Annotated in this window: 17 protein-coding genes; all 17 read right to left on the minus strand. The window is 66.9% G+C overall.

Going from position 1 to position 18,157, the window contains the following annotated elements; genetic code table 11:
* Nucleotides 1–118 precede the first annotated feature (118 nt).
* Nucleotides 119–2,674 carry an ATP-dependent Clp protease ATP-binding subunit gene (locus IU448_RS12300; RefSeq protein WP_195055682.1) on the minus strand — a complete coding sequence of 852 codons (2,556 nt, stop codon included), beginning with the start codon at nucleotides 2,672–2,674 and terminating at the stop codon, nucleotides 119–121.
* Nucleotides 2,675–2,952: 278 nt separating this feature from the next.
* A complete protein-coding gene (locus IU448_RS12305; protein ID WP_416382988.1) occupies nucleotides 2,953–3,576 on the minus strand; it encodes an FHA domain-containing protein in 624 nt (207 codons plus the stop codon).
* 252 nt (nucleotides 3,577–3,828) lie between these two features.
* Entirely contained in the window at nucleotides 3,829–4,191 is a 363-nt protein-coding gene (locus IU448_RS12310) for a histone-like nucleoid-structuring protein Lsr2 (RefSeq protein ID WP_195055684.1), read from the minus strand.
* 118 nt (nucleotides 4,192–4,309) lie between these two features.
* Nucleotides 4,310–5,776, minus strand: coding sequence for a lysine--tRNA ligase (gene lysS / locus IU448_RS12315; RefSeq protein WP_195056261.1), 1,467 nt, complete (start codon nucleotides 5,774–5,776; stop codon nucleotides 4,310–4,312).
* 296 nt (nucleotides 5,777–6,072) lie between these two features.
* Entirely contained in the window at nucleotides 6,073–6,495 is a 423-nt protein-coding gene (locus tag IU448_RS12320; protein WP_195055685.1) for a rhodanese-like domain-containing protein, read from the minus strand.
* A gap of 9 nt (nucleotides 6,496–6,504) precedes the next feature.
* A complete protein-coding gene (locus IU448_RS12325) occupies nucleotides 6,505–7,131 on the minus strand; it encodes a cysteine dioxygenase (protein ID WP_195055686.1) in 627 nt (208 codons plus the stop codon).
* A gap of 230 nt (nucleotides 7,132–7,361) precedes the next feature.
* A complete protein-coding gene (locus IU448_RS12330) occupies nucleotides 7,362–8,156 on the minus strand; it encodes a type III pantothenate kinase (protein WP_195055687.1) in 795 nt (264 codons plus the stop codon).
* A 17-nt stretch (nucleotides 8,157–8,173) separates the two neighbouring features.
* On the minus strand, nucleotides 8,174–8,593 hold the full coding sequence (panD, locus tag IU448_RS12335) for an aspartate 1-decarboxylase (RefSeq protein WP_195056262.1): 420 nt from the start codon (nucleotides 8,591–8,593) through the stop codon (nucleotides 8,174–8,176).
* Between the two features lie 598 nt (nucleotides 8,594–9,191).
* Nucleotides 9,192–10,160, minus strand: coding sequence for a pantoate--beta-alanine ligase (gene panC, locus IU448_RS12340; RefSeq protein WP_195055688.1), 969 nt, complete (start codon nucleotides 10,158–10,160; stop codon nucleotides 9,192–9,194).
* Nucleotides 10,161–10,206: 46 nt separating this feature from the next.
* A complete protein-coding gene (locus IU448_RS12345; RefSeq protein WP_228812643.1) occupies nucleotides 10,207–11,154 on the minus strand; it encodes a DUF2520 domain-containing protein in 948 nt (315 codons plus the stop codon).
* 140 nt (nucleotides 11,155–11,294) lie between these two features.
* On the minus strand, nucleotides 11,295–12,425 hold the full coding sequence (locus tag IU448_RS12350; RefSeq protein ID WP_195055690.1) for a DUF6779 domain-containing protein: 1,131 nt from the start codon (nucleotides 12,423–12,425) through the stop codon (nucleotides 11,295–11,297).
* A 69-nt stretch (nucleotides 12,426–12,494) separates the two neighbouring features.
* Entirely contained in the window at nucleotides 12,495–12,971 is a 477-nt protein-coding gene (locus tag IU448_RS12355) for a DUF3180 domain-containing protein (RefSeq protein ID WP_195056263.1), read from the minus strand.
* Nucleotides 12,972–13,024: 53 nt separating this feature from the next.
* On the minus strand, nucleotides 13,025–13,567 hold the full coding sequence (folK, locus tag IU448_RS12360) for a 2-amino-4-hydroxy-6-hydroxymethyldihydropteridine diphosphokinase (protein WP_195055691.1): 543 nt from the start codon (nucleotides 13,565–13,567) through the stop codon (nucleotides 13,025–13,027).
* The gene (gene folB / locus IU448_RS12365) at nucleotides 13,564–13,950 is read right to left on the minus strand and encodes a dihydroneopterin aldolase (protein ID WP_195055692.1); all 387 of its coding nucleotides are present in this window, start codon (nucleotides 13,948–13,950) and stop codon (nucleotides 13,564–13,566) included. The genes folK and folB overlap by 4 nt, the downstream gene beginning before the upstream one ends.
* On the minus strand, nucleotides 13,947–14,765 hold the full coding sequence (folP, locus tag IU448_RS12370) for a dihydropteroate synthase (RefSeq protein WP_195056264.1): 819 nt from the start codon (nucleotides 14,763–14,765) through the stop codon (nucleotides 13,947–13,949). Before folP ends, folB begins: the two co-directional genes overlap by 4 nt.
* An 89-nt stretch (nucleotides 14,766–14,854) precedes the next feature.
* A complete protein-coding gene (gene folE, locus IU448_RS12375) occupies nucleotides 14,855–15,526 on the minus strand; it encodes a GTP cyclohydrolase I FolE (RefSeq protein WP_228812645.1) in 672 nt (223 codons plus the stop codon).
* Between the two features lie 75 nt (nucleotides 15,527–15,601).
* Complete coding sequence (gene ftsH / locus IU448_RS12380; protein ID WP_228812647.1) at nucleotides 15,602–18,001, minus strand: ATP-dependent zinc metalloprotease FtsH; 2,400 nt, start codon at nucleotides 17,999–18,001, stop codon at nucleotides 15,602–15,604.
* Nucleotides 18,002–18,157 lie beyond the last annotated feature (156 nt).

Consider the following 18,157-nt stretch of genomic DNA (forward strand, 5'->3'; position numbering starts at 1 on the left):
GCGCGCCCTCGCCTGCCCGCCCAGAAGTTTTCCGAGGGGTAACGGAAGTTCTGGACATACGAAAAGGGCCTGCTCAGCTGTGTAATACAGCCGGACAGGCCCTTTCGTTTGCTGGATCCTACTCGCCCGAGGCGGCCTCGGTGGAGCCTTCGCCGGCACCGGTCAGCACGACCTCCGGTTTCTTCTCACCGTCGTCCTTGGTGAGTTTGGCCTTCGGAGTGAAGGTGAAGCGAGCATCTTCGCCGGAGCCTTCGCCGTCCCAGCCCTCGACGTCGACCACCACGTTCTGGCCGGCGCCGATCTCGCCGAAGAGGATCTTCTCCGACAGCTGATCCTCGATCTCGCGCTGGATGGTGCGACGCAGCGGCCGCGCACCCAGCACCGGGTCGAATCCGCGCTTGGCCAGCAGGCTCTTGGCCCGGTCGGTCAGCTCCATCGACATATCCTTGTTCTTCAACTGGACACCGACGCGGTCGATCATCAGATCCACCATCGCCACGATCTGCTCGGTGGTGAGCTGGTGGAAGACGATCACATCGTCGATACGGTTGAGGAACTCGGGGCGGAAATGCTTCTTCAGCTCGTCGTTGACCTTGAGCTTCATCCGCTCGTAGTTCGAACCCTCGTTGTTCGACTGGGTGAAGCCCAGGCCGACCGCCTTCGAGATGTCCTGCGTGCCGAGGTTCGAGGTGAAGATCAGCACCGTGTTCTTGAAGTCGACTGTGCGTCCCTGACCGTCGGTGAGGCGGCCGTCCTCGAGAACCTGCAACAGGGTGTTGTAGATCTCCTGGTGCGCCTTCTCGATCTCGTCGAACAGCACCACCGAGAACGGCTTGCGGCGCACCTTCTCGGTGAGCTGGCCGCCCTCCTCGTAGCCGACGTAGCCCGGAGGGGCACCGAACAGCCGCGAGGCGGTGAAGCGGTCGTGGAACTCGCCCATATCGATCTGGATGAGCGCGTCGTCGTCACCGAACAGGAAGTTCGCCAGGGCCTTGGACAGCTCGGTCTTACCGACACCGGACGGGCCGGCGAAGATGAACGAGCCGGACGGGCGCTTGGGATCCTTCAAGCCGGCGCGGGTACGGCGGATGGCCTTGGACACGGCCTTGACCGCGTCCTCCTGGCCGATGATCCGCTTGTGCAGCTCGTCCTCCATACGGAGCAGACGGGTGGTCTCTTCCTCGGTGAGCTTGAAGACGGGGATACCGGTCCAGTTGGCCAGCACCTCGGCGATCTGCTCGTCGTCGACCTCGGCTACGACGTCCAGATCACCGGAGCGCCACTGCTTCTCGCGCTCGGCACGCTTGGCGACGAGCTGCTTCTCCTTATCGCGCAGGCGTGCGGCCTTCTCGAAGTCCTGCGCGTCGATCGCGCTTTCCTTCTCCCGGCGCGCGTCGGCGATCTTGTCGTCGAACTCGCGCAGGTCCGGCGGCGCGGTCATCCGGCGGATACGCATCCGGGCGCCTGCCTCGTCGATCAGGTCGATCGCCTTGTCCGGCAGGAACCGGTCGTTGATGTAGCGGTCGGCCAGAGTGGCGGCGGCCACCAGGGCGCCGTCGGTGATCGAGACCCGGTGATGCGCCTCGTAGCGGTCGCGCAGGCCCTTCAGGATGTTGATGGTGTGCTCGACGGTCGGCTCGCCCACCTGCACCGGCTGGAAGCGGCGCTCCAGGGCGGCATCCTTCTCGATGTATTTGCGGTATTCGTCGAGGGTGGTGGCGCCGATGGTCTGCAGCTCACCGCGGGCCAGCTTGGGCTTCAGGATCGAGGCCGCGTCGATGGCGCCCTCGGCGGCGCCCGCACCGACCAGCGTATGCAGCTCGTCGATGAACAGGATGATATCGCCGCGGGTATTGATCTCCTTGAGCACCTTCTTCAGGCGCTCTTCGAAATCACCGCGGTAGCGGCTGCCCGCGACCAGGGAACCCAGGTCGAGGGTGTAGAGCTGCTTGTCCTTGAGCGTCTCGGGGACCTCGCCGTTGACGATGGCCTGAGCCAGGCCCTCCACCACGGCGGTCTTACCGACACCGGGCTCGCCGATCAGCACCGGGTTGTTCTTGGTGCGGCGGGACAGCACCTGCATGACCCGCTCGATCTCCTTCGAGCGGCCGATCACGGGGTCGAGCTTGCCCTCCAGCGCTGCCTGGGTGAGGTTACGGCCGAACTGATCGAGGACCAGCGATGTGGACGGCGTACCCGTCTCGCCGCGGGCACCGGATTCCACCGGCTCCTTGCCCTGGTAGCCGGACAGCAGCTGGATCACCTGCTGGCGGACCCGGTTGAGGTCGGCGCCGAGCTTGACCAGAACCTGGGCCGCAACTCCCTCGCCCTCGCGGATCAGGCCCAGCAGGATATGCTCGGTGCCGATGTAGTTGTGGCCGAGCTGCAGCGCCTCGCGCAGGCTCAGCTCCAGCACCTTCTTGGCGCGCGGCGTGAACGGAATATGGCCGGACGGAGCCTGCTGGCCCTGGCCGATGATCTCCTCGACCTGGCTGCGCACGCCCTCCAGCGAGATTCCGAGCGACTCCAGCGACTTGGCCGCGACACCCTCACCCTCGTGAATCAGACCCAGCAGGATGTGCTCGGTGCCGATGTAGTTGTGGTTGAGCATCCGGGCCTCTTCCTGGGCCAGGACGACGACACGCCTCGCGCGGTCGGTGAACCTCTCGAACATCGCTCCCTCACTCTCCTGCTCCGGACTCTATGGCCGGCTGACGCCGTGGTGTGTCGTGGACAACCGTCGGCCTCAGCCTGCCATGAAGGCCAGGGGTTGCGGCCCCCGCCTCCCACTCTAGTTGGCGGGTGGTCACACTGCCGCCGGTCCACCCTAATGATCCGCGGCCGGTGCCAGCGCTATTCACTCATAACGCCCATACCCACGGATTCGTTTCCCACTCCGGTTTTGCCGAGAGCGAACACACCGATTCCGGGCCCGCCGGGATAACCGCAGGTCTACAGGTCACGATCGGTGATCAGCCCGCTGCGCATGGCGAGCGCGGCGAGCCGGACACGTTTCTGGTTCTGGGGCAGATCCTCGACCCCGAACTTGGCGAACAGCGCACGCAGATGCGTTTTGACGGCGTCCACACTCAGGAACAGTTCGTCGGCGATCTGCTGGTTCGTCGCTGGGGCGGCGAATCCGACGTCCCCCTTGTAGGGGCGGCACAGCGCGATCAGCACCCCGCGCTGCGCCTCGGTCAGCGACCGGACGGTCGGGATGGTGCCGCTCGATGCCCGGGTCGCATCGTCGGCCACCCCGTTGAAATCGTGGAACGACACCATGGAGGTGCCCATCCGGATGCGATCGCCCGGCATGAGCCGGCGGCGGCCGTGCAGCCTTTCGCCGTTGATGAACGTGCCGTTGCGGGATAGGCCGTCGTCCACGATGGTCCATTGTGCGGCGAGATACTCCACGGCGGCATGTAATCGCGAGACCTCGGCGTCCCAGCGCAGCGAGAGGTCCGCGCCGACCGAACGGCCGATCGTGATCCGCTGCCGGTCGGGGGTCAGCATCACCTCACGGCGGCGGCCTTCGTCATCGGTGAAACGTAGGAACGAACCGACGGATCCGGACACTGCGCCGCTACCTGACCTCTCCATACCGGCAGCAAGTGCCGGACACCGCCCCGACCCCCGCACGGGCTCGGTACAACCAACAACCCCTATGGTGCCGGGCGAGCGGGCGGCGGAGCAAGACTGATCACCGCTGAGCGCAGCGGCCCCGGCCGACAACGCCGGGGCCAGCGGTAATTCCAATTAGCTATCGAGAAAGACCGACCGCCGTCCGCTTCGTAGAAAATAACTCGCGAACGACGGTTGAAAGAAGAACTATCCCTTCGAGGCCTTGTTGTACGCATCGGTGATATCGGCGGAGATACGCCCGCGCGCGGAAACCTTGTGACCATTCCGCCGGGCCCACTCGCGAATTGCGGCGCTTTGTTCGCGATCCATGGTGGCACGGCCCTTGCTGTTGCCGGCACCGGCGGCGACCGCGGACTTCACCCGGCGCCGGCCGCTCACGCGCCGAGCACTGGAAACCCACTGTTCCAACTCGTCCCGAAGCTTCGCCGCATTCGATGACGACAGGTCGATCTCGTACGACACCCCATCGATTGCAAACTCGATGGTCTCGTCCGCGATGGACTCACCGTCGACATCGTCGATCAGGCTAACGGTGACCTTCTTTGCCATGAGATGAACGTCCTCTCGAAATCGTGCGGCCCGGCAAAATCAGGCCGATTACCCGAGGCAAGAATACCTCGAATTCGGAAATTTCCAAGACGAGCGATCGGCTATGCAAACCGATCGCTCAACGGCCCACCGGCCGCACTATTGGGAACAGTATCGTTTCCCGGATTCCCAATCCGGTGAGCGCCATCAACAACCTATCGATTCCCATACCGGTTCCGGTCGTCGGCGGCATCCCGTGTTCCATCGCGGCGAGGAAGTCTTCGTCCAGAACCATTGCTTCGTCGTCACCGGCCGCGGCGAGCCGCGCCTGATCGACGAACCGTTCGCGCTGGATGACGGGATCGACCAACTCCGAATAGCCCGTGGCCAACTCGAAGCCACGAACATACAGATCCCACTTTTCGGTAACTCCGGCACGCGACCGATGCTGCCTGGTCAGCGGGGATGTCTCCACCGGAAAATCCCGGACGAAAGTCGGCTTGTACAGCTTGTCGCCGTAGCAGTGCTCCCAGAGTTCCTCGACCAGTTTGCCGTGGCCGTAACCCTTGCCTTCGGGAATTTCCAGACCTTCCCGTTCGGCGAGCGCCAGCAATTCCGCGACAGTTGTTTCCGGAGTGACTTCGACCCCCAGCGACTCCGACAGCGACGGATACATCTCCACCATTGTCCACTCGCCGCTCAGATCGTATTCCGATCCGTCGGCGAGCGTCACCACCTGAGTCCCCAGAGCTTCCTGAGCGACTTCCTGGATCAATTCCCGGATCATCCGCGCGGAGTCATCGTAGGTTCCGTACGCTTGATAAGTTTCCAGCATCGCGAACTCGGGCGAATGGGTGGAATCGGCGCCCTCGTTACGGAAGTTGCGATTGATCTCGAAGACCCGCTCGAGACCGCCGACAACACAGCGTTTGAGAAAGAGTTCCGGAGCAATGCGCAGGTAGAGATCCATATCGAGCGCATTGGAATGTGTCCGGAACGGCCGGGCCGCCGCACCGCCGTGCAGGGTCTGCAGCATCGGTGTCTCGACCTCGAGGAAACCCCGGCGTTCGAGTGCGTTGCGCAGCGCCCGCACCACCGCGACCCGGGTACGGGCCATCTCCCGGGCCTCCGGGCGGAGGATCAGGTCCACATAACGCTGGCGGACCCGCGTTTCCTCGTTCATCTCCTTATGGGCGACGGGCAGCGGCCGCAACGCTTTGGCCGCCATCGACCAGGTATCGGCCATAATGCTCAATTCGCCCGTACGCGACGAGATGACCTCGCCGTGGACGAAAACCATATCGCCGAGGTCCACATCGGCTTTCCACGCCGCCAGGGCATCCGCACCGACCCCGTTCAGGCTGATCATCGCCTGCAAGGTGGTGCCGTCGCCCTCCTGTAACTGCGCGAAACACAATTTCCCGGTATTGCGCATGAAAATAACGCGCCCGGCCACACCGGCCTGCTGACCGGTCGCCGTATCGGCCGCGAGATCCGGATGGGCGGCCCGGATTTCGGCCAGCGTATGGGTGCGGGGCACCACCACCGGATAGGCCTCACCGCCCGCGGCGAGCAGCCGTTCCCGCTTCTCCCGCCGGATCCGCATCTGCTCGGGGATGTCGTCGACAACCGCTGCGCGGCCGGATCGCCCCGCGGGAACAGTGCCCGCGGAGCCGCCGGATGACGAGGAGTTCGGGTTGCTCACAGCGAACCACCCTAGCGTGCACGGCAAATCGATTCGTCAGCCGCCCGCCCGTGGACCGCGGCATATGGAATCGATCCGGCCGCCCGCGGCTACCCACGAAAATAGACCATTTGGTTGCTTAGGAAATTCCACCGGTACCGACGGCAGCACGGAAAAGCATTGCGTTCCGGATCTATTCACCGACGGCCCGGACCAATTCACAGAACCGCGAGCGAACGGACTTCCCTGGTGAAGTGCGCGGCACCGGTCGCCACCGTGCGCATACCCGCAGCTACCAATGCCTGGTAACCGCCGACCAGATCGGTCGCGCGATGCAACCCCAATTGACGTAGCGAGGCCGCCGCCAGGCTCGACGTGTAGCCCTGCGAGCACACCACGATCCACTCGATATCGTGATCGACAGCCAGTGCCAGCCGGGCGGAGCTGCTCGGATCCAGCCGCCACTCCAGGACATTCCGTTCGATCACCAGCGCGCCGGGCAGCGTCCCTTCCCGGGTCCGCTGGGCAGCGGGCCGGATATCCACCAGGATCGCGCCCCGCGCGAGCGCGGCCGGTAATTCGACCGGCTGGATCCGCCGCAACTGCGAGCGGGCATTGTCGAGCATTTGGTCTATGGTCATCGACGGCATCTACAGGTCACCTTCGGGCTGGTCGGTGAGGACGGTGTGGGTACGTCGGAGGCCACCGTGACCGGTCACCTCGTAATAGGACATGGCGGTCAGCGGTGGCGAGTAGGCGTGCACGCTCAGCGTCGGATTCAGCGGCCCGGGATCGGAACGCCCGGAAATCGCGACCCGGTCGGACGCACGGACGACATCGTGTACCCAGCCGATCGGGAAGGCGGCCTGATCACCCGCCGCCAGGATCCGATGCCGCAGTTCCGAGCCGTTCCACCGGTACTCCGCGAGCGCGCCGCTGAGCACGGTCAGCGCACCGATCGAACCGGCGTGATCGTGCAGTTGCGTCGATTTCTCCGGTGTCCAGCTGATCAGCCAGATATCGACCTCGTCATCGGCGACCAGCCGCGTCGCCCAGCGGTCCACCAGCGGCCAGCGGCCGTCCGCCGGTAGGCGGTGATCGTATCGGCCGGCGAGCACATCTTCGCCGGTCTCATCGGTCAGCCGTAACAGATCAGCGGGACGTAACCGGGTCGGCAACGCCGGCGCAATCCGACGATCGGGAATCGGATTCGCCGCCGCGGCAGCGGTATCACGAGCCGACGGCCGGACTACGGAAGAAATAACAGGGGAACGCATCTGCGCATCTCCAGAAGGAATGAGAACGAACGAGGAATTCGGGATGCCTCGAACGGTCGAGGCGAATCAGCCTCGACAACACTCCTGGGTACGCATGCGGGACAGCACACGGCGAGCTTAGCAATCCTGGCCCGCCCCGGCCACACCCCGGGCCGGCGGCGTACGTCACATAACGCTGTACACAACTGCGGCCACCGTGTCGGTAGCCGCGGCTACGGTCTCGTACGCGCTCAACCGCGACTACGCCGCTGGTTGCGTTCGTAGACGAGTTGCAGGCCGGTCAGCGTCAGATGCGGCAGGTGATGTTCGATGGTCTCGGATTCGTCCAGGATCAACGGCGCCGCCGGGCCTGTCGCCACCACGGCGATATCGTCGCCGGAGAAACCGTCGATATCGTCGCGGATCCGGTCGACCAGCCCGTCCACCATCCCCGCGAAGCCGAACACGGCGCCGGCCTGAATACATTCGACACTGTTCTTGCCGACCACCGACCTCGGCCGGGTGAGCTCGACCCGCCGCAGCGCCGCCCGCTCGATCAGCGCCTCGGTCGCGATCTCCACCCCCGGCGCGATCACGCCCCCGAGGAACTCCCCCTTGGCCGACACCAGATCGACGCAGATCGACACACCGAAATCCACCACGATCGACGCGGTGCCGTACTCGTGATACGCCGCGAGACTGTTGACGATCCGGTCCGCACCGACCTCTTTCGGGTTGTCCACAAGCAGCGGGATACCGGTCCGCACCCCGGGCTCCACCAGCACATGCGGAACGTGTTGCCAGTAGCGATCCAGCATCAGCCGCATTTCCCGCAGCATGGGCGGCATCGTGGACAGACCGGCGATACCGGTCACCGCGTCGAGATCGGCCCCGACCAGACCGCGCAGATTCATGGCGAACTCGTCGGCCGTATGCAGCGGATTGGTGTGTATCCGCCAGTGCCGCACCAGTTCCGCCCCGGAATGGGTGCCGTTCATCAGCCCGATGACGGTGCTGGTGGTACGGACGTCGAAGGTCAGCAGCATCCGATTGCCGTCGGCGCTCAGACCAGCGACAGATTGCGCGGGCTGATCAGATCCGAACCCTCCGGCGCATGCGCCGGATCCGAACCCAGCTCGACCGCCCGGTTACGCGAATCCACGAAAACCACCTTCGGGTCGTATTCGCGCAGCTCGGCCTCGTCCATCATCCCGTACGCGATGAGAATGACCAGATCACCCGGGTTGACCAGATGGGCGGCGGCACCGTTGATACCGATCACCCCGGAACCGCGCTCACCCGCGATCACATAGGTCTCGAGCCGGGCACCGTTGTCGATATCGACGATGCAGACCTGCTCACCCTCGAGCAGATCGGCGGCGTCCAGCAGATCCTGGTCCACGGTCACCGATCCGACGTAATGCAGATCGGCATGGGTCACGGTGGCCCGGTGGATCTTCGACTTCATCATGGTCCGCAACATCACTGCCGCCCTTCTGTGTTCATGGCACTGCCTCCGGCAGCGTGGGCCGGGGCCCTGCCGACCCGGTTCTTCACTCCTGTGCTCCTCCGCTTCGCTCCCCCGCTCCGTGGCTCCAGAGCCGGGCGGGACCCGACCGTGCAGGTGAGCCATCTGGAGGCATGCGGCGCCTCGGAAGACGACGGGCATGTCAGCCCTGCTCCCGGGGTGGAGCATCCGGCTTCCGAGGCAGCGACACCGGCTCCCAAGGCAGTAGCACCGGCTCCCAAGGCAGTAGCACCGGCAACCGAGGCAATAGCACCGGCTCGCAAAGCAGCGGCACCGGCAACCGAAGCAGCGACACCAACTCGCAAAGTAGTAGCACCGGCAACCGAAGCAGAGCATCCGCGAAGGGGCGGGCTGTAATTTTGCCGCTCCGCGGCCCGGGCGTGGGACCCTCGTGACCCCTGGTCCGCTCTCCTGTGCTCCTCCGCTTCGCTACCCCGCTCCGTCGCTCCAGACCAGGGGCGGGCCCCACCCCGAGGGGTGGACTGTTCGGAAGAGGTGGCGGTTATGGGTGACCGGCTTACGAAGGTGGCGGGAACTCCGGCGATACAGGTGCTCATCGTCCGGCACCTGAGGAAGTGGCGGGTTCGGCGGCCGATTGCTCCACTACCGCGGAGGAGGTGTCCGCGTCGGGGTGGCCGTCCAGCTGTACACCGAGTTGGACGGGGGCGTTGTCGATCAGGCGGGTGTTGCCGATACGGGCCGCGATCAGGAGGCGGGCGTTGCCTGTTTCCGGGGCGGGGTCCAGATTCGCGGCGCGGAGTTCCAGATAGTCCAGTTCGATGCCGGGGGCCGCGGCCAGGACGGAATGCGCCGCGTCCAGGACGGCCTGTCCGCCCGCCGCGCCGGAGCGGGCACCGGCCAGCAACGCGGCCGACAGGGTGGTCGCGAGTTCACGCTGAGCAGGGTCGAGGTAGCGGTTACGCGATGACAGCGCCAGACCGTCGGCTTCGCGCACCGTCGGCACCGCGATGATCTTCACGTCGAAGTTCAGATCGCGGACCATCTGCCGGATCAACGCCAACTGCTGGTAGTCCTTCTCGCCGAAGAACGCCTCGTTCGGTGTCACGATCTGCAGCAGTTTCGCCACCACCGTGAGCATGCCGGCGAAATGGGTCGGCCGGGAACCGCCTTCCAGTTCGGCGCCCAGCGGGCCCGGCTGCACCGTGGTCCGCGGACCGTCGGGATACATATCCGCGGCGCTCGGGGCGAACACCAGATCGACGCCCTCCCCGCGGAGCAGTTCGACATCCGCATCCAGGGTGCGGGGGTAGCTGTCGAGATCTTCGTTCGCCCCGAATTGCAGCGGGTTGACGAAAATGGAGACGACCACGACCTGGTTGGTGCGTTTGGCGCGGCGGACCAGTTCCAGGTGGCCTTCGTGCAGGGCGCCCATGGTGGGCACGAACCCGACGGTACGGCCGGAACGGCGCAGCGCGCGGACGACCTTGCCGAGAACGACCGGATCGTGCTGCACGGTCAGTTCACCGGCGCGGTAGGCGCCGCGCAGAGTCCCGTCGGTCATGCTGCCTCCTTCGAAGCCGGTACGTACGTTCCGCGGAGGTATCGCGTCATCGGTGTTCCTCCAGCAGTTCACGCAGTTCGTCAGGCGCCTGAGCCCGTTCCGCGGTCCGCCGCGACATCGCCCGATACCCGGCGGCGACCTGTGGATCAGCCGCGGTCAAAGCCTCCAGATGCGCGGCGACGGCGGCGGTGTCGCCGCGGGCCACCGGGCCGGTCAGCGCGGCCTGGCCGCGGCGCAACGCATTGTCGAGCGCCGCCGAGGCCAGCGGTGCGAGCAACCGTTCGGGCAGCCCGTTCGGCTGGTCGTCGATGGTCTGCTGGCCCAGCAGGCCCGGTCCGGTCAGCGCGTCGCGCAGCGCCTGCACGGCGTCGAGTACCAGGGTGACCAGGTGATTGCTGCCGTGGGCGAGTGCGGCGTGATAGAGCGTGCGGTGCTCCTCGGCCACGCGGACCGGTTCGCCGCCCATCTCGATCACCAGCGACTGTGCGATGGCGTAACCGATCTCGTCCGCGGCGGTGATCCCGAAACATGCGTTGGCCAGCCGGGACAGGTCCTCGTCGTGGCCGGTGAAGGTCATCGCCGGATGGATCGCCAGCGGTCGTGCGCCGGCGTCCTGCAGCGGCGCCAGGATCGCGATACCGTTCGCGCCCGACGTATGCGCGACGATCGTGCCCGGCCGCACCGTCCGCGCGCTCGCCAGCCCGCGCACCAAACCCGCCAGTTCGGCGTCCGGGACCGCCAGGATGAGCAGTTCGCTGCGCGCGGCGACCTCCTCCACCGGCAGGATCCGGGATTCGGGCAGCCGGGTACGCGCCCGGTGCACCGAGGCATCGGAGATGGCGGCGACGCCGAACACCACATGTCCGGCGCGTTCGAGCGCGGCGCCGAGTGCGGATCCCACGCGTCCCGCCGAAACGATTCCTACCGTCAGGCGTGCGGGCGCCGGATCACCACTCGCGGCCGGATTGCCAGGAGTCACGCGTGGCGAGGTCAACAGTGTCCTCTCGAAAGTCGTTCCAGTCCCGCGCTGCGGGTACCGGACGTTACGCATCGAGGATATGACCCGGGTCCGCCGATGCGCCATGGGCACACCGGGTGATCTGCACCGCACTTGCGGGCCACCGCGCAACGCGGTCAGGAACTGCGCTGCTCTTCTTCCCGGCGCAGGTTGGCCATGATCTCGGCCACCGACAACTTGCGCGAACCGGCCGGATCGGCCTGGGCACGGCGCCGCCGGGAATTGACCGACCGCGACGGCAACTCGGCCGGGACGCGGGCATACTCCCGGACTTCGCCCCGAGCCGGCGCCCGGGGCGGTTCGGTCTCGGTGGCGCCGGGACGACCGAGCCACGCCGCGGCCGCCGGCGCACCGTGGACGAGCCCGGACGGCCGGGGCGGGCCCTGCACGAATTCGGCGGGGTGTGGCGGACCGTGGTGTTCGGTATCTCCCGGCGTATCCGGTTCGTCGTGGACCTCGGTGAACGCGTCGGCCCAGCCCGGAACCGAGAGTTCGGGCCCGGGACCGGTCTGCCCGGGCTCGTCGTCGAGACGCACGATCGCCGTTTCGGCCGTGATGGGGTCGTCGTCGGGGCCGGCGAACCTGGGCCGACCGGGATGATCGCTTTCGTAGACCGGGGTTACGGTACTGCGTTCCCCGCCGTCCGCATCCGCGTCCGCTGCCTCGGCGCCGGTGTCGACCCAGCCGTCCGCGGCATGCGACCAGCTCGCCGCGGCGTTGGCCCAGGCATCGACCGCGCGGCGCTCACCGTCCTCGGGCAGCGGCCAGGCCGCCGCGAAACCGGCTCGGTCCTGCGCGCTGGGCAGTTCCTGGACACGGAACGCGGCCCGCAGCGCGGGACGCTCCGGCGGGAGGTCGCCGTCGAAGAGGCGTTCGAGCTGACGCCGCAGTACCGCGAGCTCGGCGCGCAGCGCGGCCATCTCGGCGGCGTCGGCACCTACCTCCGAACGCACCCGCGCCTCGAGGCCGAGATCGTGCTCGCGGCGCGCGCCGATCTCTCGCTCCAGTTCCCGTTCATAGGCGCCACGCAGGTCCCGGATCTTGTTCTGATACCGGCTCACCGCCCATGCCGCCAGCACCGCCGCCCACAGCGCGACCACCAGCCCCACGCGGATGAGCTGCACGCTATCGCTGAGCACCAGCAAAGCACTGGCCACCACCCCGAGCAGCACCAAGCCGCCGAGGAGCGCCTTACCCACATCTTCCCGGCTGCGCACGGAAGAACTACTGCGGGACGGTGACACCATGCCCGCAAGAGTAATCGCGAAAGTCGGACGCGCCCAGGTCAGAATGGGCGTGATCCATCACGAAGAGGTCTAGGATGCCGCAGGCTCGTCGGTGGGGTCGTCCGGAGCCCGGCAACAGTGTTCGAGCCACAGTGCCGCGACGGCCAGCGCGATACCGGCACCACAGCCGATGAGGGCGCCCGGATAGTCGGCGTCGGCGGCCCGCAGATCCCCGCGCTGCGGGAAGATCCAGAGCAGGAACCCCAGCCAGACCCCCGCCACCAGCGAACCGACCTGCGCGGACGCCTTCGCCAGCGCCAAAGCCCGGGCCACGGTGATCGGATGCAGCTGGCGCCGGTCGGCACCGATCTGGCTGTTGCTGACCCGGGTGCGGATATAGAACCCCAGCGCTGCCTCGAGTGCGGCCACCGGATACAGCGAGGCCCCGGCGATCGTGGAGATCGGCGGGAAACTCCCGTAGGCGAGCCGCGTGGCCACCCAGGCGATAACGGCCGCGATCACGATATTGGCCAGCAGCTCCCGGATACGGGTCGGTTTCAGCTTCATATCGCCGTCGTCCCCGCCGTTGCCGCGGGTGTTCTTATCGCTGCCCCCGAAGGTCATGGTGCGGCTCCCGCGGAGGTCAGGGTGTGGCCGGTCCGGCGGACTCCCGCGATCTCGCCCGCAGCCAGCTTCGCCAGCAGATCGCGCACCGGGTATTCGATACCCGCGACGTCCAGCACGGCCGCGGGCTCCACATCCAGCCACGGAATCAGCACGAAGGCGCGTTCGTGGGCTCGCGGATGCGGCAGGGTGAGGACGGGGTCGGCACTGCGGCAGGAACGCGATCCCCCGGCAACCGGTTCGGCACAGGTGACGATATCCACGTCGAGGGTGCGTGCGCCCCAGCGCACCGTCCGCTCCCGGCCGGCGGCCTGTTCGAGCCGCTGCCCGTGCGCCAGCCAGGCGTGGCAGTCGTATGCCGGGTCCTCGACAACCAATACGGCGTTGAGGAAATCGTCCTGTTTCACGCCGCCCCAGGGCGCGGTGCTGTACACCGGTGAGATCGCGCGGACCCGCGCGCCGAATCCGGCGACGACACCGCGCAGCAGCTCGAGCCGATCGCCCATATTCGAGCCGATGGACAGGACCGCCCGCGTCATACGGCCCCCTGTTCCCGGCGGCCCGCGGTCACCACTCGGACATCGGCGAAACTGTGCGGGATGGGCGCGCTCGGCTTGTGCAGTACCACCTCGACCTCGGCGACACCGGGAACCGCGCGCACCTTACCGGCGATTTCCGCGGCCACGGTCTCGATCAGGTTGCGTGGGGGCCCCTGCACAATCGTCACGGCGATATCCGCGAGGGCGCCGTAGTCCACGGTCCGGGCGAGATCGTCGGTGGCCGCCGCGGCGGCGATATCGGTCCAGACGGTGAGGTCGACGACGAATTCCTGCCCGTTCCGGCGTTCGTGCTCGAAAACCCCGTGATATCCGAAAACCCGCAGGCCACGCAGTTCGATCCGGTCCCCGGTCCGGGTGCTCACCGTAGGTCTCCCGTCGCCACCGCGCGGCACCAGGCATCGGTCACCGCAATCGCGTCCTGCGAACCGCGCACGTCGTGCACCCGGACCCCCCACGCGCCATGCCAGGACGCCAGCGCCGAAATCGTGGCCGTGGCGGTCTCCCGGCCGGCAGGCGGGCGCGGACCGCCGTTATCGGCCAGCAGCGTACCCAGGAAACGCTTCCGTGAGGCCCCGATCAGCACCGGGAAACCGTCCGCGACGAAACGGTCCAGCGCGCCCAGCAGTGCCCAGTTGTGTTCGGCGTTCTTGGCGAAACCCAGACCCGGGTCCAGGATGATCCGCGCCGGGTCCACGCCCGCGGCGACCGCGTGCCGCACCTGTACACCGAGCTCCGCCCGCACCTCGGCGACGACATCGTCGTAGTGGTCGGCCGGGCCGGTGTGCCGGTAATCGGCGGCGGCCCGCCAGTGCATGAGAATCCACGGGATATCGGCGGCGGCGACCACCTCGGCCATGGCCGGGTCCGCCCGTCCCCCGGAGACATCGTTGATCACCGAAACTCCCGCCGCGATGGCCGCGTCCGCGACCGCCGCGCGCATCGTGTCGACGCTGGTGGGCACGCCGGCGGCGACCAGCCCGGCGATCACCGGGACCACCCGTTCGACCTCGGTTTCCGGATCCACCCGCACCGCGCCGGGCCGGGTCGATTCTCCGCCCACGTCGATGATGTCGGCACCGGACTCGTACAGGCGGACTCCGTGCTCGATGGCCCGGTCCGGGTCCAGATAGCGCCCACCGTCGGAGAACGAATCGCTGGTGACGTTCACGATTCCCATCACCACACACGACCGGCCCGGCCGCGGTTGCACACCCGGCCGGGGCACCACACCGGTCAGGGTGGGGGCGGCGGCAGAACGCTGATCGCTCACTTGCGCAGTATCAAGTCGAGGGCCTCGGAGCGCGAGGCCGAATTGGTTTGCAGCAGCCCGCGGACCGCGGAGGTCGTGGTGCTGGCGCCGGGTTTGCGGATACCGCGCATGGCCATGCACAGATGTTCGGCCTCGATCACCACGATCGCGCCGCGCGGATCCAGTTTGCGCATCACCGCGTCCGCGATCTGACTGGTGAGCCGTTCCTGCACCTGCGGGCGTTTGGCGTACAGGTCGACCAGCCGGGCCAGTTTCGACAATCCCGTCACCCGGCCGTGCGGGCCCGGGATGTAGCCGACGTGCGCGACGCCGTGGAACGACACCAGATGATGCTCGCAGGTCGAGTACATCGGGATATCACGTACCAGCACCAGCTCCTGATGCTCTTCGTCGAAGGTGGTGTTGAGCACCGCGTCGGGCTCCACATACAGCCCGGCGAACATTTCCCGATACGCCCGCGCAACGCGCGCGGGCGTATCCACCAGCCCGGCCCGGTCGGGATTCTCGCCCACCGCGAGCAACAACTCCCGTACCGCGGCCTCGGCGCGCGCCTGATCGAACGATTTCCCGGTGTCCCGGGCGATCAGCTCCGGGGCCGGGCCGCCCGTCTCGCCCAGTTCGGCGGGGACACCGGCCGGATGGCCGTTGGTCTGCTGATTGACCGACATTCGAGACACCTCCACATCTCGGGCGCGGCAGTACTGACCGGGCGCCGATTCCGTCCGAGCGTAATCGGCGTCTGTCTACTGCCGACCGTTCGGGCTGTCCCAAGAGTGCGTACCGCCACGGCCGGTCTCCTCGCCGGGACCGTAACCGGGATCGCCCTGGCCACGGTCGTACGGCGCGGTGGGACCGTCGCCCTGGTTACCACCGGAGTTCGCGTCGGGATGGGCATGGCGCGGTTGTTCGGGCACGGGACCGCCGTACCCGCGTTCGGGCGGCGGGGATTGCGGCTGGTCCCGCGGCGGCCAACCCGGGGCCGACCAGCCCGCAGGAGCGCCGTAATCCGGCCGCGACCCCTGCGTGGCACCGCCTGGATAGGCCGGCGCGGGCTGCTGCGGAGCGGGATAACCGGCCGGTGGCCGGCCGTAGCCGGGCTGGGCGACAGGTGCACCGCCCGGATACCCGGCGGGTTGCGGGAGACTGCCGGCTGCTGCGGGGTCCACCGGTGCGATACCGGCGGGCACCTTCGGCTCCGGCGGCCAGGGTTCGCCGCGTTCGGCGGCCAGTTCACCCGGGGTCTTCACCGGTGGTTTGTCCGACGGCACCCGATCACCGAAATCGTTGAACGCGGTGATACGCGGCCGTTTCTGCACCGCGCTCAGGATGATTTCCAGATCCTTGCGGTGCAGGGTTTCGCGCTCCAGCAGTGCGGTCGCCAGATCGTCGAGTACATCGCGGTATTCGCTGAGGATCGACCAGGCCTCGGTGTGCGCGGCCTCGATGAGGTTGCGGACCTCTTCGTCGATTGCGCCCGCTACCTCGTGCGAATAGTCCGAGGCGGTGCCCATGGACCGGCCGAGGAACGGATCGCCCTGTTCCTGGCCGTAGCGGACGGCGCCCAGGCGGGCACTCATCCCGTATTCGGTGACCATGGCCCGCGAAATCTTGGTGGCCTGGTCGATATCGGAGGACGCCCCCGTGGTGGGCTCATGGAAGACCAGTTCTTCGGCCGCGCGCCCGCCCATGGCCATGACCAGCCGGGCGATCATCTCGGAGCGGGTCATCAGGCCCTTGTCGTCCTCGGGCACAGTCATCGCATGGCCACCGGTGCGGCCGCGGGCGAGGATCGTCACCTTGTAGACCGGCTCGATATCGGGCATCGCCCACGCCGCCAGGGCGTGTCCGCCCTCGTGATAGGCGGTGATCTTCTTCTCGTGTTCGCTGATGATCCGGCTCTTGCGGCGCGGGCCGCCGATCACCCGGTCCACCGATTCCTCGAGCGCGTCACCGGTGATCGTGGCGCCGTTCTCGCGGGCGGTGAGCAGCGCGGCTTCGTTGATGACATTGGCAAGATCCGCACCCGACATCCCGACGGTGCGCTTGGCCAGACCGTCGAGATCGGCTTCCGGCGCGATCGGTTTGCCCTGTGAATGCACCCGCAGGATCGCCCGGCGGCCTGCCAGATCCGGGTTGCTGACCGGGATCTGCCGGTCGAACCGGCCGGGGCGCAGCAGTGCGGGGTCGAGGATATCGGGGCGGTTGGTGGCGGCGATCAGGATGATGCCGGTACGGTCACCGAAACCGTCCATCTCGACCAGCAACTGGTTGAGGGTCTGTTCGCGTTCGTCGTGCCCGCCGCCCAGCCCGGCGCCGCGCTGGCGGCCCACCGCGTCGATCTCGTCGACGAAGATGATGCACGGACTGTTCTGCTTGGCCTGTTCGAACAGGTCGCGCACGCGGGAGGCACCGACACCGACGAACATCTCGACGAAATCCGAACCGGAGATGGTGAAGAACGGCACCCCGGCCTCACCCGCGACGGCCCGCGCGAGCAGGGTTTTACCGGTACCGGGCGGACCGTAGAGCAGTACGCCCTTCGGGATCTTCGCGCCCAGCGCCTGGTAGCGCACCGGATTCTGCAGGAAGTCCTTGATCTCGTAGAGCTCCTCGACCGCTTCATCCGCGCCGGCGACATCGGCGAAAGTGGTCTTGGGCATATCCTTGGACAGCTGTTTGGCCTTGGATTTACCGAAGCCCATCATGCCGCCGCGGCCGCCGCCCTGCATCCGCGACATCACGAAGATGAACAGGCCGAGCAGGATCACCATCGGCAGGACGAACAGCAGGATCTGGGTGAGCCAGCTCTCCTGTTTGACGACGGTGTTGTACGGCGCGCCGGAGTTCTGTACAGCCTGGAAGATCTGCGCGGAGGTGTCACTGCCGCCGGGATACTTGGCGATGATCTTGTTCTGACCCTCGGTGGCCTCGTTCCCGTCCTTCAGCTCGATCCGCAACTGTTGCTCGCGATCATCGATCTGAACGTTGGTGACGTTCTCCTTGTTGTTCAGCTGCTCGAGCGCCACCGACGTATCGACGCTCTGCCAGCCGCGGGTGTCGTTGCCGAAGTAACTGAACAGATAGATCACGAGCAGAATGCCCGCGATTATCGCCAGGGTACGAAACACTGTCTTGCGGTTCATAGAGCGTCGGCCGGGCGGCCAGTCCTTTCAGGCGTCTCCGCGTTTTGCCTAGCGATGCGTCGGTCTCGAACGGCGCAACCCACATCCGCGCACCGCCCGGTGGGCGGATTCGGATGCGGACATGCCACGTTACCGCGTACGGTCTATTCGATACAT

It is taken from the genome of Nocardia flavorosea (assembly GCF_015477805.1).
Taxonomy (GTDB): domain Bacteria; phylum Actinomycetota; class Actinomycetes; order Mycobacteriales; family Mycobacteriaceae; genus Nocardia; species Nocardia flavorosea_A.

Excerpts from the sequence above, each read along its gene's own strand:
- folP (WP_195056264.1), bottom strand. The coding sequence starts at position 14,765 with ATGGGAATCGTGAACGTCACCAGCGATTCGTTCTCCGACGGTGGGCGC.
- ftsH (WP_228812647.1), bottom strand. The coding sequence starts at position 18,001 with ATGAACCGCAAGACAGTGTTTCGTACCCTGGCGATAATCGCGGGCATT.
- folK (WP_195055691.1), bottom strand. The coding sequence starts at position 13,567 with ATGACGCGGGCGGTCCTGTCCATCGGCTCGAATATGGGCGATCGGCTC.
- IU448_RS12330 (WP_195055687.1), bottom strand. The coding sequence starts at position 8,156 with ATGCTGCTGACCTTCGACGTCCGTACCACCAGCACCGTCATCGGGCTG.
- IU448_RS12300 (WP_195055682.1), bottom strand. The coding sequence starts at position 2,674 with ATGTTCGAGAGGTTCACCGACCGCGCGAGGCGTGTCGTCGTCCTGGCC.
- folE (WP_228812645.1), bottom strand. The coding sequence starts at position 15,526 with ATGTCGGTCAATCAGCAGACCAACGGCCATCCGGCCGGTGTCCCCGCC.
- IU448_RS12350 (WP_195055690.1), bottom strand. The coding sequence starts at position 12,425 with ATGGTGTCACCGTCCCGCAGTAGTTCTTCCGTGCGCAGCCGGGAAGAT.
- IU448_RS12325 (WP_195055686.1), bottom strand. The coding sequence starts at position 7,131 with ATGCGTTCCCCTGTTATTTCTTCCGTAGTCCGGCCGTCGGCTCGTGAT.
- IU448_RS12355 (WP_195056263.1), bottom strand. The coding sequence starts at position 12,971 with ATGAAGCTGAAACCGACCCGTATCCGGGAGCTGCTGGCCAATATCGTG.
- lysS (WP_195056261.1), bottom strand. The coding sequence starts at position 5,776 with ATGCGGATCCGGCGGGAGAAGCGGGAACGGCTGCTCGCCGCGGGCGGT.
- IU448_RS12320 (WP_195055685.1), bottom strand. The coding sequence starts at position 6,495 with ATGACCATAGACCAAATGCTCGACAATGCCCGCTCGCAGTTGCGGCGG.
- panD (WP_195056262.1), bottom strand. The coding sequence starts at position 8,593 with ATGTTGCGGACCATGATGAAGTCGAAGATCCACCGGGCCACCGTGACC.
- IU448_RS12310 (WP_195055684.1), bottom strand. The coding sequence starts at position 4,191 with ATGGCAAAGAAGGTCACCGTTAGCCTGATCGACGATGTCGACGGTGAG.
- panC (WP_195055688.1), bottom strand. The coding sequence starts at position 10,160 with ATGACCGACGGGACTCTGCGCGGCGCCTACCGCGCCGGTGAACTGACC.